The following is a 26515-nucleotide window of genomic DNA, read 5'->3' as shown; positions in this document are numbered from 1 at the left end:
GTTTGTACTATTAATCTAATTATTCATATTTTTTTACTTGGTATTATTGATTTGTAGAAAATTTCCATGTATCATATGGTTTATTATACAAATATTTGGACTTTTGTTTTTATAAAGGAGAGTAACTTAATGGGGAAAGTATATATTGTTGGTGCAGGACCTGGTGATGTCGATTTAATCACCGTAAAAGGTTTGCGTTGTATACAGGAAGCAGACGTAATTTTGTATGACCGATTAATTAACAATGAGCTGCTTTCTTATGCAAAGCGTGGGGCACAGTTAATCTTTTGCGGCAAATTGCCGAACCGTCATGCAATGATTCAGGAAAATATTAATCTTTCATTAGTTCATCATGCTTTGCAAGGTAAAACGGTGACCCGATTAAAAGGCGGCGATCCATTTGTTTTTGGTCGTGGTGCTGAAGAAGCGGAAGTATTAGCGGAAAATGGCATACCTTTTGAAATCGTGCCGGGAATTACATCTGGCATTGCGGCACCCGCCTATGCAGGTATCCCGGTTACGCATCGTGAATTGGGCTCCAGTTTTGCGATTGTCACAGGACATATGCGTGAAGGAAAGGACGATTCCATCCAATGGGAAAGTTTGGCAAAGGGTATTGATACACTTGCTATTTATATGGGGGTAGGTAATTTACCTTATATTTGCCGGCAACTTTTAACGTATGGACGTGACGCATCAACACCCGTTGCATTAGTACATATGGGAACTTTCGAACAACAGCAGACGATAACTGGCACACTTGGTACGATTGTTGATATTGCCAGAGCAAACGACGTAAAAAACCCAAGCATTATTATCGTGGGTGAAGTCGTAGCATTACGGGAAAAAATAGCATGGTATGAGCAAACCGTACAACAGGATAAAAGATTGAAGGAAAAAATTGTGTAAAGCAGGAAGCAGGTGATTCTAATGAAGGCAATTTTGTATGTAGGACACGGCACACGCTTGAAAAAAGGTGTTGATGAAGCGATACGGTTTATTGAAATAACAAAGTCTTTTGTAGAAGCTGAAATTCAGGAAACCGCCTTTTTGGAACTGGTCGAGCCGAATATTGTTGAAGGCATTGCAAATTGTGTCAATCAAGGTGCAACACATATATCGGTTGTCCCGATTTTATTATTAACTGCCCAGCATGCTAATAAAGATATACCTGCTGAAATAAAAATTGCAAAAGAACGTTTTCCGCATTTGAAGTTTACAATCGGACGTCCTTTAGGAATTCATTCATCTTTAATTGAGACAGTTTTTGAAAGAATTGAAGAACAACAGGTGCCGATTAATGCAGATGCAGAAGTTATATTGATAGGCAGAGGAAGCAGCGACAATGCCGTTGTAAGAGATATGGCGATAATCAGTGAACAGCTAAAGGCAACTTATGGCTTCCGGGAAGTGAAATCTTGTTTTTTGTATGGTGCAGGTCATTCTTTTGAACAGACATTAGTTGAACTGAAAACCAAGCAGATAAAGCAAGTTTTTATTGTACCTTATTTATTGTTTTCAGGACTTTTAAGTGTAGGAATCGAAAAGAAAATACTGGCGCTTGACCTTGATCCAGCTTCCGTTATTTTATGCAACCATTTAGGCTATAACGAAAAAGTACGGAATGTTTTGCTGGAAAGAGTGAAAGAGGTTATCTGAAAATTAGGAGGCATTTAATAATGACAAAATCAAATGATCTTACCCAAACAATTGAGAAAATTAAAGATACGGTTGCATCCGTTAAATATGGAACAGTTACTTTAGTTATTCAGGACGGTCATGTTGTACAAATTGAAAAAAACGAAAAAATAAGATTGAAATAAAACAAGATTCGCGAGGTGGAAGTTTTGACGTTAAATCTGTATAATAGCCCATTTTCCGAGGCACAGACAAAATTAATCAATGAGCTTTATCCAACATTAACGGACTATCAAAAAGTTTGGTTGAACGGTTATTTAAGCGCAATACAAACAATTGGAGATTCCAGTCAGCCGCTTGAAGTAACGGTTACTGAACAAGGGCAAACCGTTGCAGTACTGGAAGCAGTCAAACAGGAGGCAACCATTTTATACGGTTCCCAAACAGGCAATGCACAAAGTGTCGCAAAAAAATTGAAAACGGCTTTAGAATCACAGGGAGTCGAAGTCTCTCTGTCTGCAATGTCCGATTTTAAGGTGAATAGTCTGAAAAAACAGAAAAATATTTTCGTCATTACAAGTACACATGGTGAGGGCGATCCACCAGATAATGCCATCTCTTTCCATAGTTTCCTATATGGTAAACGTGCGCCGAAACTGGAGGATGTATCTTTCTCTGTATTATCGTTAGGCGATAGCTCGTATGAATTTTTCTGTAAAACAGGAATTGATTTTGATGAACAATTAGAAAAATTGGGCGGAAAGCGTTTAGTTCCCCGCTTTGATTGTGATTTGGATTTTGATGATCTTGCATCAGAGTGGATCGGGAGCGTCGTAGAAGCACTGGCACAAAATACGCCGAACAAACTGCCGGAATTACAAAAGTCTCCGGTTGCGGTAAGTGCATCTGAAGAATCCGTATACAACAAAAATAATCCCTTTTATGCGGAAGTTCTGGAAAGCATCAATTTAAATGGCCGCGGATCGAATAAGCAAACGCAGCATTTGGAGCTTTCATTGGAAGGATCCGGTTTAACTTATGAACCGGGTGACAGTGTCGGCATTCTACCGGAAAATGATGCAAACTTAGTAACTGCATTACTATTATCACTTGGGTTTGAAGGTTCGGAAATAGTATCTGTGAAAAACCAGTCTAATACATTAAGTGAAGCGCTCATTTCCCATTTCGAAATTACTGTACTGACAAAACCATTACTACAAAAGCTTGCTGTCTTTTCAACGGATGAAAAGCTTAAGAAGTTGTTGGAAGATGATGTGAAGTTGAAAGAATATATTTATGGACGCGACCTGCTGGATGTTGTGCAAACATTTGGACCGTTCAACTGGACTGCCCAACAATTTGTTGATCAACTACGTAAAAATCCGGTACGTCTCTATTCAATTGCAAGCAGCCAAAAGGCGAATGAAGAAGAAGTGCATTTAACAATCGGTAAAGTTTTTTATGAAGTAGATGAGCGTGATCGCATAGGGGTTGTATCGGGACAAGTGGCAGAGCGAATTGAAATCGGGGATAAGGTTCCGGTTTATATTCATAAAAACCCGAATTTCCGTCTGCCTGAAGATACAACAACACCAATTATTATGATTGGTGCCGGCACAGGCATTGCGCCGTACCGTTCATTTTTGGAAGAACGTGCTGAGGGAGGAATCGAAAGCAATGCATGGCTGTTTTTCGGTGACCAGCATTTTGTTACAGATTTCCTGTATCAAACTGAACTGCAGCGCTGGCTCAAAGATGGGATATTAACGAATTTATCTGTAGCCTTTTCACGTGATACAGAACAGAAAGTATATGTACAGCATCGCCTGCTCGAAAATGCTGCAGAAGTATATAGATGGATCAACAATGGTGCGGTTATCTATGTATGTGGTGATGAGAAATATATGGCACATGATGTGGATCAAACATTGCGCCAAATTGTTGCAGAACAAGGCGGCAAAACAGATGAAGAAGTTTCATTGTTTTTTAATGAGCTTAAAAGTCAAAAACGTTATCAGCGAGACGTTTATTAAACAATTTAGCAGTTATTGACCGTTAATTTTAACAGAGATAGGAGATAGGCATATGAGTCAGAAAATCGTACTTCCCCAACAGCCGGGTAAACCGAATGATGTTGAACGTATTAAAGACGAAAGTAATTATTTGCGAGGGACTTTAGAAAAAACAATGCAGTATCCAATTAGTTCTGGAATTCCGGATGATGATAACCGTCTCATGAAATTTCATGGCAGCTATTTGCAGGATGATCGGGATCTGCGTACAGAACGTGAACGGCAAAAGCTGGAGCCAGCCTACCAATTTATGGCACGTGTCCGAACACCAGGAGGCGCGGCAACACCGGAACAGTGGCTTGTAATGGATGAAATGGCGGAAAAGTACGGGAATGGGTCACTAAAATTAACGACTCGTCAGGCATTCCAGGTGCATGGCATTTTAAAATGGAATGTCAAAAAGTATATGTCAGAAATCCATGAAGCACTTCTTGACTGTATCGCAGCTTGCGGTGACGTAAACCGGAATGTGATGTGTAATGTTAACCCGAATCAATCGGCATTTCATGAAGAAGTGTATAATTGGTCGGCGAGATTAAGTGAACATTTACTGCCTCGTACACGTGCATATCATGAACTATGGCTCGATGGGGAAAAAGTTTACGATGGAACACAAGATACAGAAATAGAGCCGATTTACGGTGCCCTGTATTTACCACGTAAATTTAAAATTGGTATTGCCGTTCCACCGAGCAATGATATTGATGTATTTTCACAGGATATTGGTTTTATTGCCATTGTCGAAAATGACGAGCTGCTAGGCTTTAATGTCGCGGTAGGCGGCGGGATGGGTATGACACATGGTGATAAAGAAACATATCCGCAATTAGGACGTTTAATCGGTTATATTCCAAAAGAACGACTGCTTGAAACAGCCGAGAAAATTTTAACAATCCAACGCGACTACGGAAATCGAGCGGAACGTAAAAAAGCCCGCTTTAAATATACAGTAGATACAAAAGGATTGGATTTTATTAAACAAGAGCTGCAACACCGTTTAGGGTGGGAGCTAGAAGAAGTAAGACCGTACACATTCAATCGTACAGGAGATGAGTACGGTTGGATAAAAGGAAAAAATGGAAAATGGCATTTTACATTATTTATCCAAAACGGGCGCATTAAAGATTTTGAGGATTATCAGTTAAAAACAGGCTTGCGTGAAATTGCGAAAGTGCATACAGGGGTTTTCCGTTTAACACCAAACCAGAATCTTTTAATCGCGGATGTAACACCACAGAAAAAAGCAGTCATTGATAAGTTGTTAAAAGCTTACAACATTACGGACGGTGCACATTACTCAGCACTGCGCCGCAATTCAATTGCCTGTGTCTCATTACCGACATGCGGCTTGGCAATGGCAGAGGCGGAGCGTTATTTGCCTTCATTAATTACAAAAATTGATGAAATACTGGCGGATAACGGGCTGCGTGAAACCGAAATCGGTATTCGTATGTCAGGATGCCCAAACGGCTGTTCACGTGCAGCAATGGGTGAGATCGGCTTTATCGGAAAAGGACCTGGCAAATATAATTTATACTTGGGCGGCGATTTTAAAGGACAGCGCTTAAACAAAATCTATAAAGAAAATATTGGTGAAGAAGAAATTTTGAGTATCCTTGCACCGATTTTTTCTGAGTATGCAAAAGAACGTTTCGATGGTGAACATTTCGGTGATTTCACGATTCGTAAAGGTTATGTAGAAGCAGTAACAGATGGCCGACAATTTCATGGAATGAGCGAAGTGAAAAGTTGACAATGTTACCGATAATGGTCAATATACGAAATAAAAAAGTAATTGTAATAGGAGGCGGAAAAATAGCGACTAAGAGAATCGAGTCGTTATTACGCTTTCAACCGAATATTACAGTCGTAAGTCCGGTACTTGAGGTACGTTTACATGACCTTGTGAAAAGTGATGTAATCAAGCATATTGCAAGACCCTTTCATAAAAGTGATGTGCAAGGTACGTTTCTCGTCATTGCAGCTACAGATGATACAGCGGTAAATCGAAGGGTTAAGGAATGCTGTCAAACCAATCAGCTGATCAATATTGTCGATGATCCGGCAAATAGTTCGTTTCATTTTCCGGCAATATATGAGAAAAATGAAATTACGATCGCGGTGACGACGAGTGGTATAAGCCCAATGCTTGCCAAAAATCTGCGGGACGACTTCGCAGCAATTGTTGATGGGATAGATCCGGAGTATTTATTGTTTTTAAAAGAAGTCCGGCATCTGGTGAAAGAGGGTCAATTTACAAAAGAACAGAAGCGTATTCTGTTAAAGGAATGCTTGGAAGAATGTTATCATTCCAATTCTATACAACGGTCAATTTTTATGGAAAAGATTCTAGATTTATACTATCACCGCCAAAAAAATAAAAGATAAATTAGGGAGCAGTTACAATTGACTGCTTCTTTTTTATTTCTGTATTTATAGAAAAAACTGGGTAAAGCAGTAGAAATCTAATTATAGATAAAGACATATTTATTTATGTTACTATTAATGGAAGATGATAAATCTTTACTATAAAAACTTTGAATGTTTCCATAATCTATAACTTCAAACGGATATTCTGGAATGGAGGTAATTTCATGGTGATACCAATGCAGGAATTACAGATGTATCAAAATTTTAATGAACTCGCCAGTGATGTATTAGAACTAGCAAAAGAAATTATGCCTGACAAACTGATTTATTTAAGTTCATTCACCGAAAATGAGCAAGTTATTCTTCGGCTTTCAAATGTAGATTCACATATTTTATTATCTGAAGGTATGGCAATTAAGCTTAATCAAACGGCTTGTAATCAAATTGATTTTGAAAATAATCGACCGTTAATATATGAAGATATCAGTAAAGAAACGGATTTTGAAGAGCTGAAAAAAATAAGCGAAAAAATTAATATTAATTCCTATTTGGGTATCCCAATTTCCCTTACAAATGGGGAAAAGTTTGGCACATTATGTGTGGTACATCATGATGCTGCTCATTTTGATACAAAAAGCATCAGTTTGCTTCAAAAGGTAGCGAAGATGTTTTCATATTATTTAATGTTGGAAAAACTGGCCTATAAAGATTCTTTGACAGGACTTTACAATAGAGAGTTTCTTTTCGCGTTTTTCAAGGAATATTCAGAATTAGGAGGGACTTTATTCTTTCTTGATTTGGATGGGTTTAAAAAGATAAATGATCTGTATGGCCATGATGCAGGGGATCAAATCTTAAAAAGTGTATCTTCTAAAATTAAAAAATTTATAAAACATCACGAAAATGTATTTGCAGTGAGGTTGGGAGGAGATGAATTTATTATAAATTTACCTCATATTTCTTCTAAAGAAGAAACTGCCAAACAGGCTGAAATACTTCTTGAGTATCTCAATACATGGGATAACGAATATCAACTTTCCGCAAGTCTAGGCATAGTCCATTATACGGCAGAAGATACGTCTGCCCTGGAAACAATCCTAAAACATGCGGACAAAGCACTATATCAAGCAAAATTGGCGGGTAAGAACAATTATAAATTTTTTGAGGCTAATGTGGATTGAATTCTCCAAAATGAACTGCACCCCAATTGTCAGAAACATCTCAATTGGAGGTGTATTTTTTTATGACTAAATTCAGTGCAAAGGAAACGCTATCAGTTAATCGAGCTTTATGCTTTGAACTTTTCTATTGAACAATAAAATGTTGATGTAGGTTGAGGGACTGTTTGGTTGTTGCAACTCACACACATCTTTACACAACTCCAAGGAATGAAGTGCATAGTATAACAGAAACCGGCTATAAGAAAGGTGGAAGCTCTTGTATCACCCACAAATGATGTTTCAACCAGTCGCCAGTATACGGGAATTGACTGTTACTGGGAATGGTGAAATTATTGCTCAGCCTGATTATGCGCAAGTGCAAATCGAAGTTCGGACGCAAGGGGAAAATGTCAGCACGATTCAGCGGGAAAATGCGGTCATTATGAATCGTGTAATAGACTCACTAATCGCTTTAAAGATTCCAAAAGAATCGATTCAGACGGCTGCTTATAATATCTTTCCAACCTACGATTTTATAGATGGAAGACAGGTGTTAAGGGGCTACGAAGTACAAAACGCCATAACAGTGAAAATAGCCGATATTGGTCAAGTAGGTTCGGTAATTGATACGGCAATTCGAAACGGAGCAAACCATGTATCTGCTATCGAGTTTAAAATAACGGATACAGATGTTTACTACAGGCAGGCACTTCAGTTTGCCCTGATTGATGCCGTGGGGAAAGCAACAGCTATGGCTAAAACGATGGGTGTTACATTACACATGGTGCCGGTGGAAATAATCGAAGAGCAAACGATTGCTCCAATTCCGTACAAAGCGATGCAGTTAAGCAGCCAACAGGTAGTGACACCGATAGAACCTGGAACAATGACAGTAAGCGCATCAGTTCGTGTAAAGTTTAGTTATTAGAAAATTTATATTACATTCTATAATACTTTAACCGTCTAGAAAAATAGCGGTTAAGGTATTTTTTTATTGCGGCGATTTTTAATCAAATTCTCTTCTTTTTATATTCAAGCATGTTTTCTACATGCCTGTACATAAAGTATCTATGATAAATAGAAATATAAAGAAGGTGCGAATTGAAAAAGAGTATTCAAATTGCAGGGGCGTTTGTCAGTTTAGTTGTCGGTGCAGGATTTGCTTCAGGACAGGAAATAATGCAGTACTTTACAAGTTTTGGGTTAATGAGTGTGTTTGGCTGTATTGTAGCAACAATTATTTTTACGATGTTGGGGATGACGCTTGCACAGATTGGTTCAGATTTGCAGACGACTTCCCATAAGGAAGGTATTCATTTTATTGGTGGACGCTTTTTTGGTCCGGTACTGGACCAGATGATTTCCTTTGTGCTGTTCGGCATTGCGGTTGTTATGCTGGCTGGAGCAGGTTCTACTTTTAATCAGATGTACAGTGTGGATGCTTCGATAGGAAGCTTGTTTATGGCAATACTTGTTGTAATTACACTGATGCTTAATGCAGAAAGTATCATTAAAATGCTGGCGGCTCTTATGCCATATTTACTCGGAATCATATTTATTCTATTAATTTATTCATTGTTTACGATGGAATATTCAGTGAGCGAGCTGAATGTAATCGCGAAAAGCCAGCCTTCTGCATCACCACATTGGTTTTCCAGCGCCGTTATATATGTTTCTTATAATATTGCGGCAGGTGCGGCAATGCTTATTGTAATGGGGGGAACGGCAACGAATAGAAAGGTTGCTAGAAGAGGCGGCGCGTTAGGAGGCATCATACTAGGGTTACTCATTTTACTAATTAATGTAGCTTTATTTGCCAAAATGGATATTGTGGCCGGAGTCGAAATGCCGACACTGGAACTTGCTAAACAAATTCATCCTACAGTTGGAATCATCATGTCCTTTGTGCTGTTAGCCATGATTTACAGTACCGCTGTAGGAACGCTTTATATACTGGCTGTCCGAATAGTAAAACAGGACCGTTTTGCATTTAAGGTCGTTATCAATCTACTGTGTATTGTTGGCTTTGCGATTAGCTTAGTCGGTTTTACAACTTTGATCAGTAAGTTGTATGTCATCATGGGGTATTTAGGAATAGTTCTGATTCTTTTTATCATGATTTCAGCATTATTCAAATCGAGTGGTCGGAAGGTGAGTTGAATGCCGAAGACTCCTTAGTAGCCGCAAGATTGTCAGAAAGACCTGAAGTATATTAGTCGGCTTTTTAATATCAAGATGTCAAAGTGAGTTCTGAATTTGCTATTAAATAATTTATGGTTAAGAACTTACTTTGATTTCATTGGAAAATGAAAGGACATAGGTTATTAATATTTTCAAAATGAAGATACATAAAATGAGATAGTTTACTTATTTAAAATTTAATACTTAGTATAAACTCCCTCTTTTGTTGGATCCTTATTGACCTGATTAATTAAGGTTATATAGTATTGAGATGAAATGGAGGTATTCACCGCATGCTAAAAAAACTATCCGAACAAGATTTCGCAGTATTACGAGGACCGCTGGAGTCTGGTAGACAAAGTCCGAATTCGTTGGCATCTGTGCTTGTATTAGGTATTTTCCTGCAGGCACTGTTTTTCTATCTAACTTATAATATTGCAGGTAAATACACAATCTATCCAAATTTCGAAAGCATTAAAACAATTCATATGTGGCTTACAGGAATCATTATTTTATTGTCCCTTCTATTCGCTATTCCTGTCGTTTTTAATAAGATGGAGAAGCTGCAGTACTTCCTGTCGATTATCATGACACAAAACTTTTCCGTATTTTTCTTCCTGTCCCCATTATTTCTTTTAGGGGAACAGGACGGTGCAACAGTTGAAACACTACTAAACTTAACTTGGATTACACTTTCCATCGCAGGCCTGTTATTTATCGCTACATGGATCCGCTTTTATTTACTTCTTAAAAAAGGGCATTACCGAGCAGGGTCAAGGAGCGAAGAAATGCGTGGTAAATTTGAAACGAAATCCTATATTCCGATTGTAATCATTGGCAGTACGGCCCTTGTTTTTCTTATTCAATTTGTTGTGAAATTCGGTTCGTCCGATTTATATGAAACAATCACGCTCGTCTTTTTGCCTTTTGGCATATTTTATACACTCATCTTCGTATTGCCGGAGCAGCTTGTCATACTGTATTGCAAAATAAGATTTAAAAGCTTCAATTTTGATATAAACGGTTATCTGAACACGGAAAGAGCAGTCAAAAATAATAGAAAAGTAAAACAAAGTTAGGAGGACATGGTCGTATGAGGTTTACAAGTATAGAGAATTAGGGGTGTTTATGTGAAGGTATTTGAGGATTATTTTTCAGAATTACAAACAGACATGGTGGCTATTTGTTTAGAGTACGTCGATAATAAAGCAGATGAGATCTTTATTTATTGTTCATATGAACCCAAAATGTATGTTTTTGATTTTTTCTATAAAATTAATGGTAAGGTTGTTCATAAACATCAACTCAACGAGACTGTAAAAGGATCGAATAGTCCACAAAATCAGGTTTATGATGTTTCTAAAGAAAGACAAAAGGCTGCACTAAGAATTGGTAATCAAAATTTAAAGCATATTCATAAAAAATGTGAAGAGTTCAAAAAAGATATGCCGACAGAAATGAAACTTTATTATAATGTAAAACAAAATAGCTTAAAAGGAAAATATAGATATGAGTTAGTTTATTCGAATGATTACGAACTATTACCAGATGATATTTTTGATTTATGGTTTGAAGAAGTGAAGGGAAATAATTAGTAAAACAAGACCTTGATTGGCTATATGCCTTTCAAGGTTTCTTTTTTAGGTGAATACCTAGCGCCGAATAAAGCGCTATTATTTTTAAAATGTAGATAACCCCTGTATCCCTTTCCAAGCCTTGAAGTTTACATTCGTTGTAAAAATCGTGCTCTTATTTTCGTAAAGTACATCGATTAACTACAGGAGAAATAGCACTTTCATCGCTCGAACCGAATTAGTCGGGCTTTATTCGCCAAGCAGCATTAGAAGGCGAAATCGAGCAAGGCTTAAACCGAGCCAAACAAGTGACGGAAGAGCTGACAGATGAAGCCAATAATATCATGGACCAAGTGTCAGATATCGTGAACTTGCCAAAACTGGATGATAGTGAAGTCCATCTGGGTGTACATGACGCGAAACGACATCGGGACGAAACCGTTGAAAAACTGATTGAATTTGACGTATCCCAAACAGATGCATTAACGACAATTCAAACAGACCTGATGCACATGAAAACATGGATTACCAACATAGAAACGATGATGACAGAAGGGGTAACAGATGTTAACTTCCCGGCAGAACAATGGCAGTCATTCGCTAGTCAGAATCCGTTAATGATTGCACTGGCCTATCGTACGCAATCGTTGGATCAAGTAATTAATATGAATCCGCTATTTAATCCTGGAGGAATCGGAGGAGCGAATCCATATACTCTCCCTGGTCTTTATCAAAATGGTCAGCAGCCTTTAGTTACTTTCGGTCTCAGCGGTGCGATGGTTTCAACAAATTTCGTTTCATTTATGAAGCAAAAAGAAAAAGAAGTCGCAAAAGAGCTTTCCGCTACAGCCACAACAGTAGATAATGTGAAAGAAGAGGAGAATGGTTTTCTTAATTTCCTCGGAGACGTCGGAAGTGGCGCTACAAAAATCGGAAAAGGTTTGTTGGATTTCTTAATATTGGACGACGTGAGCACGCTAGCTGATAAAAATGCTTCGGGCCTTGATAAAGGTATTGCGTTAGCATCCTTCATCCCAATAGGAAAAGTTTTGAAAATCCCGAAAGCAATTGATAAAATTGTTGATAGTAACGTGGATGAGGTAGCAGGTTGTTGAGAAGGGTAGTAAGAATACCAGCCAGCCCTTCTAATAGAAGCCATAAAAATTAATAACCGTGCTCATGTTAAAGGAATACTAGTAATTGATGTGAATTAGTAATTTCTAATGATTATAGTTCGAAAACGTAGAGTAAGAAAAATAATAAAACGGAGTTGAAACATATGTTATTGGAACCTAAAGCACTTGAGAATATTATTGTAGGTGTATTAATTGATAATCATTTCAAATGGTATGTTTCACAGAAAGATTTGTGGTTTTTAGATAGAAAAAAACTAGAAGAGGCATATAGAAAGAAACTTAAAGAAGTGGGACTTGGAAATATGGGTCCTTTTATCGAAGAAGATGATGAAAGGAAAGACATAGATATATTAGATCAGGATTCATATGCAGCATTTGCGCCAAGAATTGTGAAGTATGCTGTTTCAACAAAAGAATTAAGAGAAAGGCTTAAATTAAATTTTCTTACTGAAACAAAAGAGGACACTTTTTATAGTTTTATGCCTTCTTTATTCGTAAATTTCGATAAAAGAGAACTGTACTCCCTTTATTCAGAACCAGCTTCCTACGAGGATTTTGTACCTGAAAATTGGACAGGAGTTTATGAAGATTTTTTATCATACATAGATAGAGCAGAAAAGTACTGGTATGATGAAAATGAGTTTGATCTATTAAATTTGGAGGGAGGTAGTTGTAATTGACTGTTTCTTTTTTGTGCTCCATATTTATTTCGAAAAATATGCACCGGTATATAGGAGAGGTAAAACAATACCGAATTCGCCAAGAAAGCGAATTCGGTATTTCATTTTGCACAACAATAGCTGCCTGGTGGGGCCACAGACGGTCATGTATCGACATACCTAAACCATACTCCAGGATTTGAATGAGCTTTATCATTTGAACATTCAGCTTTAAAAGTTAAGAGCTTTGAAATTTAATATTTCAGCTTTGACCTTTAAGCGTTGAACTTTTCTATTAAGATTCAACTATTAATTGTAGGTTGAGTGACTGTTTGGTTGTTTCAACTCGCACACAGTCAAAGCACGAGCGCCGATCCGTTTACTGTTTTCGCTACGCTATGCAAATTATTAATTATATCTCAATAAAGGTTATAGCATTTGATTCTGATAATACAGCGTCTACTTCTGACTCAAATTCCTCAATTTTCGCTCCAAGTTCGTCAATGGTTTTCTTTACTTGCATCGGGTCGATCAGTTCGTATTCATTGCGCTTCATAAAAGTTTCGGTATGGAGTTTTACTTCATCTGAGGATGATTGTTTTTCCTTGTTCCCTAAAATATTAATTAAATAATTTTCAAGCTTTTCAGGGAGCGCCTCATTTGCAGTTGTTACTTCTTCAATTGCTTCGAAATATTGTCGGCGCAGATGATTTAGTAAATCCTTCTCATATGTAATCGATTGTTTGCGTTCAATCGCTTCAGCAACTGTCATTTGATCTGCACCGATTTTAACGATTGTTTTGGCATTCGACTCAACAACGAGTGCTTTTAGTTTATTACGGTATTGAATAAGACTTGTGACCTTGTCGTAAGAACCTTGCATTTCTTTTTTGTACTCATCAATTGACATACCTTCAATTTTTTCATTGCTTTTTCTGTTTGCTCGAGCCAGCACTACACGGTACGTAGCCGATTCGATCCGTTCACCAAGCATTTTTAATTCAGATAGTGCACGATGCAGCGATATTCTTTTCGTCTCCATGATGAACCCCCATACAATAAAAATTTAGTAAATTCTAGTATAACATATAGTTTCTCTCAATTTCATATATACAGGGAAAATATTAGTTAATAAAGAAAGCGATTGAAGATAATAATCAGTTTTCTCGAACCGTGTTAATAATCACCCACCGCATTCATATACTTTCCTATTGATGATTTTATTGAGGGAGGAGCTTTGTGGAGATTTTCGTAAGACCGGGTGATTCCTTTTGGTATTATAGCCAAGTTTTTAATGTTCCTTTTCAGCTGATTCTTGATTCGAATCGGAATCTGAATGCACAAGCCCTGATGCCCAACCAACCCGTTCAGATTCCCGGTTATGTGACAAGTCAGTATACGGTTCAACGGGGAGATACGGTTTGGTCGATTGCACAAAGAATTAATATGCCGATGGATGCGCTTTTTCTGGTCAATCCGGTACTCAATCCATACGTACTTCAGGTCGGTCTACGGTTGCGGTTGCCTGTTCGTGTGACATGGAGAGTTGTGAACGGTGAACAGGATTACGATTATAGGGCAATGGTGCAGGATATTCAGTCATTGCAGGCAATTTATCCGTTTACCGTTAATGACCCGATTGGCATTTCCGTATTAGAGAAAGAAATTCCTGGACTCACGATTGGGAACGGGCAGAAACGTGTTCATTTTAATGCTTCTTTTCATGCCAATGAGTGGATTACGACATCGGTTGTCATGACATTTCTTAATGATTATTTATTGTCGCTTACGAATAATGGTGCAATACGAGGGCTTTATACATTGCCGTTGTATAATCAGACAAATTTAAATATTGTACCTATGGTAAATCCGGACGGAGTGGATTTAGTGCTGAACGGACCTCCGGAAGATGAAACAATCCGCAATAAGCTTATTGAATGGAATGGCGGCAGTACTGATTTCTCTGGTTGGAAAGCGAATATTAATGGGGTTGATCTGAACGACCAGTTCCCTGCTGAATGGGAACGGGAAAGAGAAAGAAACCCGAAAACGCCTGGGCCGCGGGATTATGGTGGGCAAAGTCCGCTATCGGAACCGGAATCCATTGCAATGGCCGATTTGACAGTAGAGCGGGATTTTGCTCGGGTTTTGGCTTTCCATACACAAGGTCAAGTTATTTATTGGGGATTCATGGGATTGGAACCTCCTGAAACAGAACACCTTGTCAATGAATTTGCGAGGGAAAGCGGATATGAGCCTGTGCAGACAATAGAAAGCTATGCGGGTTACAAAGACTGGTTTATTCAAGATTGGCGCCGCCCCGGATTCACCGTTGAACTGGGGCTTGGAACGAATCCTTTACCAATCAGCCAATTCGGTGAAATTTATGAAGAAGCATTAGGGATTTTTTTAAGTGCATTATATATGTAAATAAAGTCCCCCCGTTACGTCCTTAGAGGTAACGGGGGAACTTTTATGAATCCCTCAAGGTTTCATCAATTTCAAGGATGCTTTGCTTTAGCTCATCTAGTTTGGATTTATTCTGCTCGACAATATCCAAATGCTCCTGTCTTTGCTCTGCATTGGCAAGTGCATTTTCGGTACGTTCCATTGAATTAAAAGCATGTTCCACCGCAAATTCCTCCGGGTGGGACATTGCCTGTTTTACTGCACGTTCTGTTCGTTCAACGGAGTTGGATAATAAAGTAATCGGGTGATTTTGTTTCCAGCTAGGTGTACCTGAACTTTTTTTAGCCACTGTTCCTCATCCTTTCTTGCGAAAATTGACTGATTCACACGTTTAGTATTGGTGGATGCAATGATTCCATACGCGGAAGAAATTCGGAATTGTTAGGAAATGTGTCGATATCAATTTTTATCTTTATAGGGAATAACTGCAGCAAGTACAGCCATACTAAAATTGATTCACTTTTAAACATAGGGAGGCGGAACGAATGGATAAGAAGGGTTTCACAGATCCAAAATCTAAGAAGATCCACCAAAACTGGGCGAGCGACAAGCATCAAAAGTCTCAAATCAAAGGGGAAACAGAGGTAACTCTGCATAACCAGATTTTGAGAATTAATGCGAAGGCGAGACAGTTCTAACCTTTGTCTTGAAGTAAATCAGGCCTTCATTCCAGTACATACTGGAATGAAGGCCATTTACATATCAATACATTTTTCTTTTTCCTTTTTTTGCTTGCTGATGGAGCTCGGTTAGTTCATTCGCAATTTCTTCCTTTACTTTGTTTGGTGCAATTTCCATGTTTTTCGGTGTTTGCGGTAATGATTGTTTATTCGTTCCTTTACTTTTACTATCATCTCTGCCCATTTAAATGCTCCTTTCAATATTGGTTCCTTCTTAATATGGCTTTACAACTTTTTTTCATTACAAAAATTGAGGAAGCCTGAAAAAAGCATAAAACCTCCTATCCTGAGCACATTAAGCCAGTAGGAGGTGATGAAATGAGCAAAAACAGTAAAGAAACGATGAATACGCGAACACATAATCCTTTTTCTACCTATAAAGAATTACACCGAAATACAACAAGTCACAACCGGAATCCTGAAGATAATACAGCGGAATTTGCCGAAGAGTTCGATTCGAAATTAAAAAATAAAAATAATAAAACAAACCATGATAAAAACCAGCAATCCAATAAAAAGTAACGGATAAAGAAAAATGAAAAAGCCTCGCTACATAGAATGTACAAGGCTTTTTCTTATATAGCTGGGCAATAGGTAATGCTAGCCCATATAAACACTTTCACATGTTCCTGCTATAGGCTCATAGAAACAATGCTGTTTAAATTGACCTGTAAATGGTTGATCGTACCAAGTAGGAGGACATGGGCCGGATGGGTTAAAATACCAAAGTGCATATTTCGCCGGATGGTCTCGCCAATAGTCCAGCGTCTGTCTTGCTAATCTTCTTTCAGTCTCTCTAGCCCTCTGATAAAACATGTTTCCTTTTTGTACCGCCTCAAAAGAATAGTTATTGCCCTGTACTTGGAAAATAACCTGCTCGATTGTTCTCACATCATTAAAATCCAGGCATGAAGCAACAGCTCGGTTCACAATTACATTTCCGACATACAGCATCCCTTGTTTTCCTTCACCTTCAGCCTCAGCCCGCATCATTCGTGCCATCAAATCCACATCGGAATCCCGGTATTTTACTCTTGGCATTTTTTCACCTCACAACTATAGTATGAAACAGTCAACCTGGTTGCGCATATGAATGAATGAAAATGTATAATATTGTTTTTTGTCATGGTTACTTATATATTTCTAACCTATCTTTCCGCATTAATACGGTATATAGTTCATAAATTAGTACATAGGAAAAGGAGGACGGACAATTCAAATTCATGTAGTACAACCGGGAGAATCATTGTGGGCAATCGCACAGGCTTATGGAACAACGGTGCAGAGTTTAGTGGAAGCCAACCAAATTCCGGAGCCGGCCCGGTTAGTGGTCGGGCAAGCATTGGTCGTTCCATTGAAAGGGCAGTATTATATTGTACAGCCAGGGGATAGTTTATGGTCAATTGGTCAACGTTTTCAGGTGAATTATTTAACGCTCGCACAAGCAAATGGCTTGAATCCAGATGCGTTGCTGATGATTGGCACCTCATTGTATATACCGGAACCAACTAAAAGGTCCGCAGAAATTTTGGCATATGTAGAACCAAGAGGCGATGAAATAAGTGATACGCTGCTCGACCAAGTTCGGGAGGCAAGTCCTTATTTAACGTATTTAGCTATTTTCAGTTTTGAAGCAAGACGGGATGGTTCATTAAAAGCGCCTACAATTAACCCATTACCGGAAATTGCTGAACAAAATAATACAGGAATAGCAATGGCAATCACTAATCTCGAGGATTATCAGTTTAGTGCTGAGCTAGCACGTGATATTTTCCAAAGTGTTGCTGTTCAAAATTTACTGCTGGACAATATCATTGCTGAAGCAAAGCGTATCGGAAATATTTCGGATATTCATTTTGATTTTGAACGGATTGCACGCGATCAGCGGGAAGCTTATAATAATTTCCTCCGAAGAGCTGTCGAGCGTATGCATGCGGAAGGATATACCGTTTCTACCGCATTGGCTCCAAAAACGAGAGCCGATCAGCCAGGGGAATGGTTTATGGGCCATGACTATAAGGCGCACGGCGAAATAGTGGATTTTGTTATGCTGATGACATATGAGTGGGGCTATTCTGCTGGACCTCCAATGGCCGTTTCTCCGCTGCCTCAAGTCGAACAAGTAGTACAATATGCATTAACAGAAATTCCTGCAAATAAAATTTTACTTGGGCAAAATTTGTATGGTTACGATTGGACATTACCTTTTGTACAAGGAGGAGATTACGCAGAAGCGATAAGCCCGCAACGTGCAATTGAAGTGGCCAAACGCTACAACGCAGCAATCCAATTTGACTATACAGCACAGGCACCCTACTTTAACTATTATGATGAGCAAGGGCGTTCACATATTGTCTGGTTTGAAGATGCGCGTTCGATTCAGGCGAAGTTCGATTTAGTAAAGCGATTAAATTTGCGCGGAGTCGGCTATTGGAAGCTCGGTCTGCCATTCCCGCAAAATTGGCAGCTCATCGGGGCTAATTTTAATGTAGTGAAGAAATAGCAAAAGGAAAGAAAGTCAGATGAAAAAACATCTGACTTTTTGATTGTCATCTAAATTAAGAAGGAGATTTTATTGAAGCTGATGAAGTATTAGTAGTAGCTGAATAAAAGGGGGATTATAGATGGGGAATATTCCGAAAATTTTACAAAACTTACGTATCCCAGTAATCGGGGCACCATTGTTTATTATTAGCAATCCGAAATTGGTCATTGAACAATGTAAGGCAGGAATAGTCGGGTCAATGCCTGCGTTAAATGCAAGACCGGCAAGCCAGTTGGATGAATGGTTAGCTGAAATTACAGAGGAGTTGGCCAGCTATAATGCCAAAAATCCGGATCGGCCGGCAGCGCCATTTGCCATTAATCAGATTGTCCATAAAACAAATGACCGGCTGGAACAGGATATGGAGCTCTGTGTGAAATATAAAGTTCCGATTATTATTACTTCACTTGGGGCACGTGAAGAAGTATTTGAGGCAGCACATCGTTATGGAGGCATCGTTTTCCATGATGTCATTAACAATCATTTTGCAAAAAAAGCGATTCAAAAAGGTGCAGACGGCATCATTGCTGTAGCAACAGGCGCAGGTGGCCATGCAGGTCAGCAAAGCCCATTTGCGCTCGTACAGGAAATCCGTGAATGGTTTGACGGTCCATTAGCTTTATCAGGATCAATCGCACGAGGACATTCGGTATTGGCTGCACAGGCGATGGGGGCTGATTTTGGCTATATCGGTTCACCATTCATCGCGACCGAAGAAGCGTTTGCTCGTCAAGAATATAAACAGATGATTGTTGATAGTACTGCAGAAGATATTGTATACAGCAATTTATTTACAGGAATCCACGGGAATTATTTGAAAGGTTCTATCATGAACGCGGGGATGGACCCGAGTAATTTAAAAGAAAGTGATCCTTCAGCAATGAACTTTAACGATAATACCGCAAAAGCCTGGAAAGATATTTGGGGCAGCGGGCAAGGAATTGGCGCGATTAAAGAGATTACTTCCACAAAACAATATGTCGATAAATTGGCCGAGGAATATGCTCAGGCTTATCAGGAACTGACTGGTAAAAGATCTGCAGTAACCCATCTACAATAGATGTCAGCGCATCATTAGTAACAAAATTTTTACTAACGATGCGCTATTTTGTGAATTTGTTATTGAACTATTAATTTCGTAATTTTGTGAATTCACTTGCCCGGGTCGAATTAATTTGTTACACTCGGGGTAATTAAATGCATTTGCGGGGGGACACAGCAGTGTTGAGAAGGTTAAAACCTGACCCTTAGAACCTGGCCGTTAATACGGACGTAGGGAGCAAAGTACACGCTATACATATGTACTTACTTTGGCTCCGCGTATCCTTTACGTGGAGTCTTTCTTTTGCAAATATACAAGCATTTGATTTGCGGGGGGACACAGCAGTGTTGAGAAGGTTAAAACCTGACCCTTGGAACCTGGCCGTTAATACGGACGTAGGGAGCAATGAAAAGTGGTACTTACACTTTTTGGGGACGTCTCTCTATATTGAGGCGTCTTTTTTGTGCTTCCGCCAACAAAAAGGAGGAGTAACAATGGGATTTTGTGAAAAGGTAAGGAAAGAAACGGATTTTTATTGGGAGGCTAGCTTCTATCACCCTTTTGTACAAGGGATTGCAGATGGGAGTTTACCGCTTGAAAAGTTTAAGTTTTATATGCTGCAGGATGCATATTATTTAAAACATTATACGAAAGTTCTTGCTCTTGCAGCTGCAAAAGCGACTACGGATGACGATGTTCAATATTTTCTGCAAACAGCAAAATTTATTCATGACGCAGAGCTGGAGTTACACCGTACAACGTTTAAAGAATTAGGTGTGACAGCGGATGATTTGGAACAATTCGAACCGGCTCCAGCAGCCTATAACTATGTAAGCCATATGTATAATGCAGTGCATAACGGAGATGTAGCAGAAGCATTTGCGGCAATTTTACCGTGCCCATGGCTGTATCAGGAGATTGGGCAAAGGTTAAAAGATGCATGTCCGAATGTCCCTCTTTATGAACAGTGGATTGCATTATATGCTTCCGAGGAGATGCTTCAAAATATTGAAGTACAAAAATCGATGCTGGATCGATATGCGAAAGAACAACCTGCAAAGCTAAAAGTATTGCAGGAGCATTTTAAGAAAAGCTGCTATTACGAATGGATGTTCTGGGAGATGCCTTGGACAAAGCAAAGCTGGGAACAAGGGGTGTATATAAATGAGTCTGCAAGCAATTTATAATAAACAACCATTAGTTCATTGTATTACCAACTATGTTGTCGCAAATTTTACAGCGAATGGCTTGCTGGCGGTAGGAGCTTCACCAGTAATGGCGGATGCAATAGAAGAAGTGGGAGAAATGGCTGCCCAGGCCAATGCTTTACTTTTAAATATGGGCACTTTGAATGAACGGACAATAGAGTCGATGAAGAAAGCAGGACTTAGCGCAAACATGCATAATACTCCGGTTGTTTTTGATCCAGTAGGTGTAGGGGCAACGAAGTTTCGAGCGGAGACAGCACAACAATTGCTCGACCTTTTAAAGATTAATGTAATCCGCTGCAATATTGGAGAAATGGCGGCTCTTGCGGGAGTAAATTGGGCGTCTAAAGGTGTGGATAGTGGCAAAGGAGATATCGATGTTGCAGTGACTGCCAAAAAGTTGGCTAATAACTATCAATGTATTGTGATTGTAACAGGAGAACAAGATGTTATTACTGATGGGATAAGAGTGGGATTTGTAGAGGGTGGTCATGAAAAGGTGACAAAAATGACGGGGAGTGGCTGCTTGCTTAGTGCCTTTTGTGCAGCGGTGCTTGCGGTCAGTAAAGAACCGTTTGATGACTTACTGACACTATTGACCGAATATAAACAGGCAAGTGCCAACTCTGCTGCAGCTATAGGAACTTTCCACACAAATTTCTTGAATGAACTAGAAAATTTAGCGGAGGGACGACAATGATTACATGTACAATCGCAGGCTCGGATAGCGGTGGCGGTGCCGGGATTCAAGCCGATTTAAAAACGTTTCAGGAACTCCGTGTATTCGGTACATCAGTAATCACCGCATTAACCGCTCAAAATACTGAAGGAGTGCATGGAATTTTTCCTACAACGGCTGATTTCGTTCAAGCTCAGCTAAAGGCAGTACTTCAAGATTTCGACGTAAAGGCAATTAAAACAGGGATGCTGTTTAGTGCTGAAATTATCGAAGCCATTGTGATTTTACTAAAAAATACGGATATTCCGCTTATCGTTGATCCGGTCATGATTGCAAAAGGCGGTGCCAGTTTGCTAGAACAGGAAGCAACAACGGCCCTTAAGGAAAAGTTATTGCCGCTTGCAACCGTTTGTACACCGAACATTCCGGAAGCGGAAATCCTGACTGGTTATACAATACAAAATGAAAAAGATATCAATTTAGCGGCGCAGCATCTATTAAGTCTAGGGCTGGAATGTGTAGTCATTAAGGGTGGTCATTTAAACAGTAAGCATGCGACAGATACGGTTTTCATTCGCGGGGAGCAACCATTTAAAATGAAAACCGAGAGAGTGGATACTAAGCATACCCATGGAACAGGATGTACATTTTCGGCAGCAATCACGGCGGAGATGGCAAAAGGTAGATCGATAGTGGCATCCATTATAGAAGCAAAAAAATATGTGCAGCTGGCAATTCGTCATCCGCTCAATATTGGCAACGGGTTTGGCCCGACAAATCATTTCGCCTATCATGAACAGCGGGGGTTGTGTGATGTCCATGTTTTTTGATTTAAATAAATATTTTATTATGGGAACAATCAATTGTAAACGCGACCCGCTGCTTGTTTTAGAAGAAGCGCTACAGGCAGGAATCACGATGTTCCAGCTGAGGGAAAAAGGCAAAAATGCTTTAAAAGGCGATGAGTATGTACAATTTGCGCGTAAATGCCAAAAGATATGCCAAACATATAAAGTACCATTCATTATCAATGATGATGTTGAACTTGCATTAACATTAAATGCAGATGGGATTCATGTAGGACAGGAAGACACCGAAGTTGAAAAATTTAGATCTTTTGCGAAAAATAAAATCGTTGGAGTATCGGTTCATACAATGGAACAACTGGAATTTGCCATTGCAAATGGGGCAGATTATGCGGGGATTGGTCCAATTTATCAAACTTTCTCAAAAGGTGATGCGAGAGCACCGGTAGGGCTGACGTTATTAGAAGAAGCGAAATCTCAGTACCCTCAATTTCCGATTGTAGCAATTGGCGGAATCTCTGTTGAAAACAGTTTCATTGTTAGACAAACCGGAGTAAATGGAGTCGCCGTTATTTCTGCAATCAGTCATAGCGATAATATAAAAGAAGCTGTAAATTCACTGTAAGTTAAATTCTGTCATATAAGTACTATTTTAATTGGAATAACCTGTACCAAATTACTCTTTTCTACTATTCTGGCAATTTAGTATGATAGTTCTGTTATACACTACAGAATTTGGGAGTGAAAGAAATGTTGAAAAAACTATCTGCTTCAGCCTTAACGCTAACACTTTTAGCAAGTGGCATGTCAGCAGTTTCAGCGGCACCAACATCTACGAATGAAGATATGACACGTGGAGAGTTTGTGAAGGCCGTAATTGATGCATTGGGAGTAGAGGTCGGTACGGGACAGTCTGTAAAATTCCAGGATGTACCTGAGTCGCTTAAGCCTTATATTGAAAAAGCGGTAGAATTAAAGTTAATTAAAGGAAAAACTCCAACTAAATTTGCGCCAAACGAAAAATTGACACGTACTCATGCTTTCCTTATTGCGGCGAGAGGGTTACAAGATGAGGAAACATATTCTGAAAAGGTATTGGATCAGTTTAAAGATGCAAACAAAATTGGACAAGGCAATCGCCAGGAAATGGCCAAAGCCGTAGCAACAGGCTTACTGACAGGCTTTGATGACGGAATGATTCGCCCGAAAGATTTTGTAACAAAAGCACAGATGCAAAAAATTCTTCAGCGCTTTTTGGAAGAATACAGTCCGGTAAAAGCAAATACGACGGTTTCTTTACGTATTTTAGGCACGACGGATATTCATACTAATATTGTAAACTATGATTATTACAAAGATACGCCAACGAACAGTTTAGGTTTGGCAAAAACTGCGCTGCTAATCGAAAAGGCACGTGAGGAAAATCCAAATACAGTGCTGTTTGACAATGGAGATGCAATACAAGGAACGCCACTTGGCTCATATATTCAGTCCGTAACGAAATTAAAAGACGGGGAAGTTCACCCATCGATTGCGGCCATGATCGCACTCGATTATGATGTAGCGACATTCGGTAACCACGAGTTTAACTACGGTTTGGAATTTCTTGATGAAGTAACAGATGATGCCCCATTCCCGTATGTTAATGCCAATGTGCGCAATGCAGCGACAAAGGAATTAATGTATAAGCCGTATGTTATGATTGAAAAAGATGTAGTTGATTCAAACGGTGAAAAAACGACAATTAATATTGGGGTAACAGGTATTGTACCACCTCAAATTTTAAAATGGGATAAAGCAAATTTAGAAGGAAAAGTAACAGTTGATGATTCCGTAGAGGCTGTTAAAACAGTCGTTCCGCAAATGAAAGAAGCAGGAGCGGATGTTGTCGTAGTACTTTCACACTCAGGTATGGGAGATGCTACACATGAAAATGGCGAAGAGGATGTATCGTATTTGCTATCTACAATTGAAGATGTAGATGCAATCATTACTGGGCATGCCCATGGCGTATTCCCAGGTAAAGTGGATAGCTCTATAACAAATGTGGATATTGAAAAAGGGACAATGAACGGCAAGCCGATTGTTATGGCCGGTAAATTCGGTAGTCATTTAGGGGTCATTGATCTAGAACTAGAGAAAAAAGACGAAGCTTGGGATGTCACAACAGGTACTGGCGCGGTGCGTGAAATCGCAAAAGATAATGACACTGTCAGCGCTGAAGTTGTAGAAAGTGTGAAAGAAACACATGAAGGAACGATTAAATATGTGCGTCAGGCAGTGGGGACAACGACAGCTAACATTCACAGTTACTTCTCGCAAGTACAGGATGATCCTTCTATTCAAATTGTAACGGATGCTCAATCAATTTATGTGAAACAAAAGCTGAAAGGTACAGCGTATGAAAACCTTCCTGTCTTATCAGCGGGTGCACCATTCAAAGCAGGAACAAGAAGCGATCCGGAATACTATACATTTGTACCAAAAGGCGAGCTTGCAATTAAAAATGTTGCAGATTTATATTTATATGATAATACACTTGCTATGCTGAAAGTAACAGGGGCGGATGTGAAAGAATGGCTGGAAATGTCTGCAGGCCAATTCAATCAAATTGATGTAGCAAAAGCAGATGAGCAGCAATTAATCAATGAAGAATACCGTTCATACAATTATGATGTGATTGACGGTGTGACATATGAAATCGATGTAACAAAACCGGCAAAATACGATGAGAGCGGAAATGTAGTAAACGAACAAGCATCACGTATTGTCAATCTGCAATATAACGGAAAGCCAATTGATGAAGCACAGGAATTTATCGTAGCGACAAATAACTATCGTGCAAACGGTACATTCCCGGGTGTACGTAATGCAACAGCGGTTGAAATTTATCCGGATGAAAACCGTCAGGCAATTATCGACTATATTTTAGCCGAAAAAACAATCGATCCGACAGCAGATGGTAACTGGAAATTTGCTCCGATTCCGGATAGCGTAAACGTTGTATTTGAATCTTCTAAAAAAGCAGTGGATGTTTTAGATGAAAACAGCGCTATTAAGTATATTGGAGACGGTACAGACGGCTTTGGAAAGTATGGTTTAAAAACAAAATAATTATAAAAATGCCTGTAGGCGAAGAATACCTTTCTTCTGTCTGCAGGTTTTTTTGTGTTTTGAAATTCCAGTCATGAGTAAGAACGGCGGACTATATAGTAACTATTTTTGAGATAGATCCGTTTGACATAGTGACAACCTGTTGTTAATATTGAGTTGTTACTTTTTAGATATAAATTTCAATTTAGGGGATGAGAAGATGAGCAAAATAAAAACAGTAGGTATTACTTTAGGGGTATCTTCAGCACTTCTACTTGCTGCTTGCGGAGATGATACGGAAAATAAAGAAAATACAACAGGCGCATCGTCCTCCAGTATTGGTGAACAGGTGAATTATACCGTTGTTGCCACTGAACCTGGAGCAGGTCTGACTGGCCTCTCACATGATGTATTGGAGCAATATGAAAATCTGGAAGGTTGGACATTACAGGAAAGTTCAACTGCCGGAATGTTGAGTACATTGGATAAGGCAATACGGAATGAAGAACCTGTTATTGTGACAGGCTGGACTCCACACTGGAAATTCTCGGCTTATGATTTAAAAATACTTGAAGATCCTAAAGGTATTTTAGGCGGTGCTGAAAACATTCAAACACTTGCAAGAAAAGGGTTAGAACAAGACCTGCCTGATGTATATACAGTACTTGACCGTTTCTATTGGGAACCGGAAGATATGGAAAAAGTAATGTATGATGCACAAGAAGATGGAGACTTTGATGTAGCAGCAGCCGATTGGGTTGAAAGTAATCAAGACAAAGTAAGTGAATGGACAAAAGATATAGCACAAGGAAATGGCGAGAAAGTAAAAATCATTTCTACACCATGGGATTCTGAATTTGCATCTAGTAGTGTAATAAAAACTGTACTGGAACAATTAGGATACGAACCTGAGGTGACTCCGGTAGACCCGGCTATTATGTTCCAGTCGATTGCAACAGGTGAAGGAGACGTAACGGTTGCACCATGGTTACCGACAACTCACAAAGCCTTTTATGACAAACATAAAGACGATATTGTTGATTTAGGTGAAAATCTGGAAGGCACGCAAAATGGTTTTGTTGTCCCGGCATATGTAGAGATTGACTCGATTGAAGATTTAAAACCGAAAGAATAAATATAGATATGCCCCGTAATAGTCTAAACGGGGCTTTATTTATTTGTATCTCTAGTTTGACATGAGTA

The 26515-nt window shown here is 39.1% G+C and carries 28 protein-coding genes and 2 riboswitches; of the genes, 24 read left to right on the top strand and 4 right to left on the bottom strand.

Annotated elements, in window-relative coordinates; all coding sequences use genetic code 11:
• Window positions 1–129 precede the first annotated feature (129 nt).
• From cobA to AC6CH1_RS11210, 13 genes are all read left to right on the top strand, one after another.
• On the top strand, window positions 130–909 hold the full coding sequence (gene cobA / locus AC6CH1_RS11270; RefSeq protein WP_251686583.1) for a uroporphyrinogen-III C-methyltransferase: 780 nt from the start codon (window positions 130–132) through the stop codon (window positions 907–909).
• Window positions 910–930: 21 nt separating this feature from the next.
• On the top strand, window positions 931–1659 hold the full coding sequence (locus tag AC6CH1_RS11265; protein WP_427708775.1) for a sirohydrochlorin chelatase: 729 nt from the start codon (window positions 931–933) through the stop codon (window positions 1657–1659).
• Between the two features lie 20 nt (window positions 1660–1679).
• A complete protein-coding gene (locus tag AC6CH1_RS11260) occupies window positions 1680–1823 on the top strand; it encodes a YezD family protein (protein WP_251686585.1) in 144 nt (47 codons plus the stop codon).
• 24 nt (window positions 1824–1847) lie between these two features.
• On the top strand, window positions 1848–3671 hold the full coding sequence (locus AC6CH1_RS11255; protein ID WP_498317535.1) for an assimilatory sulfite reductase (NADPH) flavoprotein subunit: 1824 nt from the start codon (window positions 1848–1850) through the stop codon (window positions 3669–3671).
• 52 nt (window positions 3672–3723) lie between these two features.
• Entirely contained in the window at window positions 3724–5463 is a 1740-nt protein-coding gene (gene cysI / locus AC6CH1_RS11250; RefSeq protein ID WP_427708779.1) for an assimilatory sulfite reductase (NADPH) hemoprotein subunit, read from the top strand.
• A 2-nt stretch (window positions 5464–5465) separates the two neighbouring features.
• Entirely contained in the window at window positions 5466–6098 is a 633-nt protein-coding gene (locus AC6CH1_RS11245) for a precorrin-2 dehydrogenase/sirohydrochlorin ferrochelatase family protein (protein WP_427708781.1), read from the top strand.
• A 206-nt stretch (window positions 6099–6304) separates the two neighbouring features.
• The gene (locus AC6CH1_RS11240; protein WP_498317533.1) at window positions 6305–7261 is read left to right on the top strand and encodes a sensor domain-containing diguanylate cyclase; all 957 of its coding nucleotides are present in this window, start codon (window positions 6305–6307) and stop codon (window positions 7259–7261) included.
• A gap of 256 nt (window positions 7262–7517) precedes the next feature.
• Window positions 7518–8168, top strand: a complete 651-nt coding sequence (locus tag AC6CH1_RS11235) for an SIMPL domain-containing protein (RefSeq protein WP_498317532.1) — start codon at window positions 7518–7520, stop codon at window positions 8166–8168.
• Window positions 8169–8341: 173 nt separating this feature from the next.
• Window positions 8342–9400, top strand: a complete 1059-nt coding sequence (locus tag AC6CH1_RS11230) for a YkvI family membrane protein (protein WP_498317530.1) — start codon at window positions 8342–8344, stop codon at window positions 9398–9400.
• A gap of 314 nt (window positions 9401–9714) precedes the next feature.
• Window positions 9715–10500, top strand: coding sequence for an ABC transporter ATPase (locus tag AC6CH1_RS11225; RefSeq protein WP_498317529.1), 786 nt, complete (start codon window positions 9715–9717; stop codon window positions 10498–10500).
• A gap of 51 nt (window positions 10501–10551) precedes the next feature.
• Window positions 10552–11016, top strand: a complete 465-nt coding sequence (locus tag AC6CH1_RS11220; RefSeq protein WP_498317528.1) for a DUF600 domain-containing protein — start codon at window positions 10552–10554, stop codon at window positions 11014–11016.
• A gap of 230 nt (window positions 11017–11246) precedes the next feature.
• Window positions 11247–12110, top strand: coding sequence for a T7SS effector LXG polymorphic toxin (locus AC6CH1_RS11215; protein WP_498317777.1), 864 nt, complete (start codon window positions 11247–11249; stop codon window positions 12108–12110).
• Window positions 12111–12274: 164 nt separating this feature from the next.
• Window positions 12275–12811, top strand: coding sequence for a hypothetical protein (locus AC6CH1_RS11210; protein WP_498317525.1), 537 nt, complete (start codon window positions 12275–12277; stop codon window positions 12809–12811).
• 391 nt (window positions 12812–13202) lie between these two features.
• Here AC6CH1_RS11210 and AC6CH1_RS11205 read toward each other — a convergent pair whose 3' ends face one another.
• The gene (locus tag AC6CH1_RS11205) at window positions 13203–13832 is read right to left on the bottom strand and encodes a hypothetical protein (protein ID WP_498317523.1); all 630 of its coding nucleotides are present in this window, start codon (window positions 13830–13832) and stop codon (window positions 13203–13205) included.
• 197 nt (window positions 13833–14029) lie between these two features.
• Here AC6CH1_RS11205 and AC6CH1_RS11200 point away from each other — a divergent pair, with 197 nt between their 5' ends.
• Window positions 14030–15220 carry a M14 family metallopeptidase gene (locus AC6CH1_RS11200; RefSeq protein WP_498317521.1) on the top strand — a complete coding sequence of 397 codons (1191 nt, stop codon included), beginning with the start codon at window positions 14030–14032 and terminating at the stop codon, window positions 15218–15220.
• A gap of 43 nt (window positions 15221–15263) precedes the next feature.
• Here the strand turns inward: AC6CH1_RS11200 and AC6CH1_RS11195 are convergent, their stop codons facing one another.
• On the bottom strand, window positions 15264–15548 hold the full coding sequence (locus tag AC6CH1_RS11195; RefSeq protein ID WP_008405110.1) for a hypothetical protein: 285 nt from the start codon (window positions 15546–15548) through the stop codon (window positions 15264–15266).
• Between the two features lie 196 nt (window positions 15549–15744).
• Here AC6CH1_RS11195 and AC6CH1_RS11190 point away from each other — a divergent pair, with 196 nt between their 5' ends.
• Window positions 15745–15897, top strand: a complete 153-nt coding sequence (locus tag AC6CH1_RS11190; protein WP_008405111.1) for a YpzG family protein — start codon at window positions 15745–15747, stop codon at window positions 15895–15897.
• A gap of 64 nt (window positions 15898–15961) precedes the next feature.
• On the opposite strand, the gene AC6CH1_RS11185 is transcribed toward AC6CH1_RS11190, so the two are convergent.
• Window positions 15962–16123: a hypothetical protein gene (locus AC6CH1_RS11185; RefSeq protein ID WP_498317519.1), complete on the bottom strand. Its 162-nt coding sequence runs from the start codon at window positions 16121–16123 to the stop codon at window positions 15962–15964.
• 134 nt (window positions 16124–16257) lie between these two features.
• On the opposite strand from AC6CH1_RS11185, the gene AC6CH1_RS11180 reads away from it, so the two are divergent.
• A complete protein-coding gene (locus tag AC6CH1_RS11180; protein ID WP_008405113.1) occupies window positions 16258–16461 on the top strand; it encodes a hypothetical protein in 204 nt (67 codons plus the stop codon).
• 78 nt (window positions 16462–16539) lie between these two features.
• On the opposite strand, the gene AC6CH1_RS11175 is transcribed toward AC6CH1_RS11180, so the two are convergent.
• Window positions 16540–16980: a cell wall hydrolase gene (locus tag AC6CH1_RS11175; protein WP_008405114.1), complete on the bottom strand. Its 441-nt coding sequence runs from the start codon at window positions 16978–16980 to the stop codon at window positions 16540–16542.
• A gap of 205 nt (window positions 16981–17185) precedes the next feature.
• Between AC6CH1_RS11175 and AC6CH1_RS11170 the strand changes: the two genes are divergently transcribed.
• The 8 genes from AC6CH1_RS11170 (at window position 17186) to AC6CH1_RS11135 (ending at window position 26447) form a co-directional block, all read left to right on the top strand.
• The gene (locus AC6CH1_RS11170) at window positions 17186–18442 is read left to right on the top strand and encodes a glycoside hydrolase family 18 protein (RefSeq protein ID WP_014823223.1); all 1257 of its coding nucleotides are present in this window, start codon (window positions 17186–17188) and stop codon (window positions 18440–18442) included.
• Window positions 18443–18563: 121 nt separating this feature from the next.
• Window positions 18564–19544 (top strand): NAD(P)H-dependent flavin oxidoreductase, encoded by a 981-nt coding sequence (locus AC6CH1_RS11165; protein ID WP_498317517.1) that lies wholly within the window; start codon window positions 18564–18566, stop codon window positions 19542–19544.
• A 137-nt stretch (window positions 19545–19681) separates the two neighbouring features.
• A riboswitch (TPP riboswitch) is annotated at window positions 19682–19780 on the top strand.
• Window positions 19781–19846: 66 nt separating this feature from the next.
• Window positions 19847–19945, top strand: a riboswitch (TPP riboswitch).
• A gap of 75 nt (window positions 19946–20020) precedes the next feature.
• Window positions 20021–20713 carry a thiaminase II gene (gene tenA, locus AC6CH1_RS11160; protein WP_498317515.1) on the top strand — a complete coding sequence of 231 codons (693 nt, stop codon included), beginning with the start codon at window positions 20021–20023 and terminating at the stop codon, window positions 20711–20713.
• Window positions 20691–21434, top strand: a complete 744-nt coding sequence (thiM, locus tag AC6CH1_RS11155) for a hydroxyethylthiazole kinase (RefSeq protein WP_498317513.1) — start codon at window positions 20691–20693, stop codon at window positions 21432–21434. Before tenA ends, thiM begins: the two co-directional genes overlap by 23 nt.
• Window positions 21431–22243 carry a bifunctional hydroxymethylpyrimidine kinase/phosphomethylpyrimidine kinase gene (gene thiD, locus AC6CH1_RS11150; RefSeq protein WP_498317512.1) on the top strand — a complete coding sequence of 271 codons (813 nt, stop codon included), beginning with the start codon at window positions 21431–21433 and terminating at the stop codon, window positions 22241–22243. Before thiM ends, thiD begins: the two co-directional genes overlap by 4 nt.
• Entirely contained in the window at window positions 22227–22844 is a 618-nt protein-coding gene (gene thiE / locus AC6CH1_RS11145; protein ID WP_498317510.1) for a thiamine phosphate synthase, read from the top strand. The genes thiD and thiE overlap by 17 nt, the downstream gene beginning before the upstream one ends.
• Before the next feature lie 125 nt (window positions 22845–22969).
• A complete protein-coding gene (locus AC6CH1_RS11140; protein ID WP_498317508.1) occupies window positions 22970–25333 on the top strand; it encodes a bifunctional 2',3'-cyclic-nucleotide 2'-phosphodiesterase/3'-nucleotidase in 2364 nt (787 codons plus the stop codon).
• Between the two features lie 199 nt (window positions 25334–25532).
• The gene (locus AC6CH1_RS11135; RefSeq protein ID WP_427708813.1) at window positions 25533–26447 is read left to right on the top strand and encodes a glycine betaine ABC transporter substrate-binding protein; all 915 of its coding nucleotides are present in this window, start codon (window positions 25533–25535) and stop codon (window positions 26445–26447) included.
• The last annotated feature ends 68 nt before the right edge of the window (window positions 26448–26515 follow it).

The organism is Solibacillus sp. GQ1 (genome assembly GCF_059758555.1).
This window is presented reverse-complemented; position numbering and strand designations above follow the sequence as displayed.

Excerpts from the sequence above, each read along its gene's own strand:
- cysI (WP_427708779.1), top strand. The coding sequence starts at position 3,724 with ATGAGTCAGAAAATCGTACTTCCCCAACAGCCGGGTAAACCGAATGAT.
- AC6CH1_RS11240 (WP_498317533.1), top strand. The coding sequence starts at position 6,305 with ATGGTGATACCAATGCAGGAATTACAGATGTATCAAAATTTTAATGAA.
- AC6CH1_RS11190 (WP_008405111.1), top strand. The coding sequence starts at position 15,745 with ATGGATAAGAAGGGTTTCACAGATCCAAAATCTAAGAAGATCCACCAA.
- AC6CH1_RS11245 (WP_427708781.1), top strand. The coding sequence starts at position 5,466 with ATGTTACCGATAATGGTCAATATACGAAATAAAAAAGTAATTGTAATA.
- AC6CH1_RS11265 (WP_427708775.1), top strand. The coding sequence starts at position 931 with ATGAAGGCAATTTTGTATGTAGGACACGGCACACGCTTGAAAAAAGGT.
- AC6CH1_RS11260 (WP_251686585.1), top strand. The coding sequence starts at position 1,680 with ATGACAAAATCAAATGATCTTACCCAAACAATTGAGAAAATTAAAGAT.
- AC6CH1_RS11180 (WP_008405113.1), top strand. The coding sequence starts at position 16,258 with ATGAGCAAAAACAGTAAAGAAACGATGAATACGCGAACACATAATCCT.
- AC6CH1_RS11140 (WP_498317508.1), top strand. The coding sequence starts at position 22,970 with ATGTTGAAAAAACTATCTGCTTCAGCCTTAACGCTAACACTTTTAGCA.
- thiE (WP_498317510.1), top strand. The coding sequence starts at position 22,227 with ATGTCCATGTTTTTTGATTTAAATAAATATTTTATTATGGGAACAATC.
- AC6CH1_RS11185 (WP_498317519.1), bottom strand. The coding sequence starts at position 16,123 with ATGGGCAGAGATGATAGTAAAAGTAAAGGAACGAATAAACAATCATTA.
- AC6CH1_RS11175 (WP_008405114.1), bottom strand. The coding sequence starts at position 16,980 with ATGCCAAGAGTAAAATACCGGGATTCCGATGTGGATTTGATGGCACGA.
- tenA (WP_498317515.1), top strand. The coding sequence starts at position 20,021 with ATGGGATTTTGTGAAAAGGTAAGGAAAGAAACGGATTTTTATTGGGAG.
- AC6CH1_RS11165 (WP_498317517.1), top strand. The coding sequence starts at position 18,564 with ATGGGGAATATTCCGAAAATTTTACAAAACTTACGTATCCCAGTAATC.
- AC6CH1_RS11205 (WP_498317523.1), bottom strand. The coding sequence starts at position 13,832 with ATGGAGACGAAAAGAATATCGCTGCATCGTGCACTATCTGAATTAAAA.
- AC6CH1_RS11210 (WP_498317525.1), top strand. The coding sequence starts at position 12,275 with ATGTTATTGGAACCTAAAGCACTTGAGAATATTATTGTAGGTGTATTA.
- cobA (WP_251686583.1), top strand. The coding sequence starts at position 130 with ATGGGGAAAGTATATATTGTTGGTGCAGGACCTGGTGATGTCGATTTA.
- AC6CH1_RS11225 (WP_498317529.1), top strand. The coding sequence starts at position 9,715 with ATGCTAAAAAAACTATCCGAACAAGATTTCGCAGTATTACGAGGACCG.
- AC6CH1_RS11135 (WP_427708813.1), top strand. The coding sequence starts at position 25,533 with ATGAGCAAAATAAAAACAGTAGGTATTACTTTAGGGGTATCTTCAGCA.
- thiD (WP_498317512.1), top strand. The coding sequence starts at position 21,431 with ATGATTACATGTACAATCGCAGGCTCGGATAGCGGTGGCGGTGCCGGG.
- thiM (WP_498317513.1), top strand. The coding sequence starts at position 20,691 with ATGAGTCTGCAAGCAATTTATAATAAACAACCATTAGTTCATTGTATT.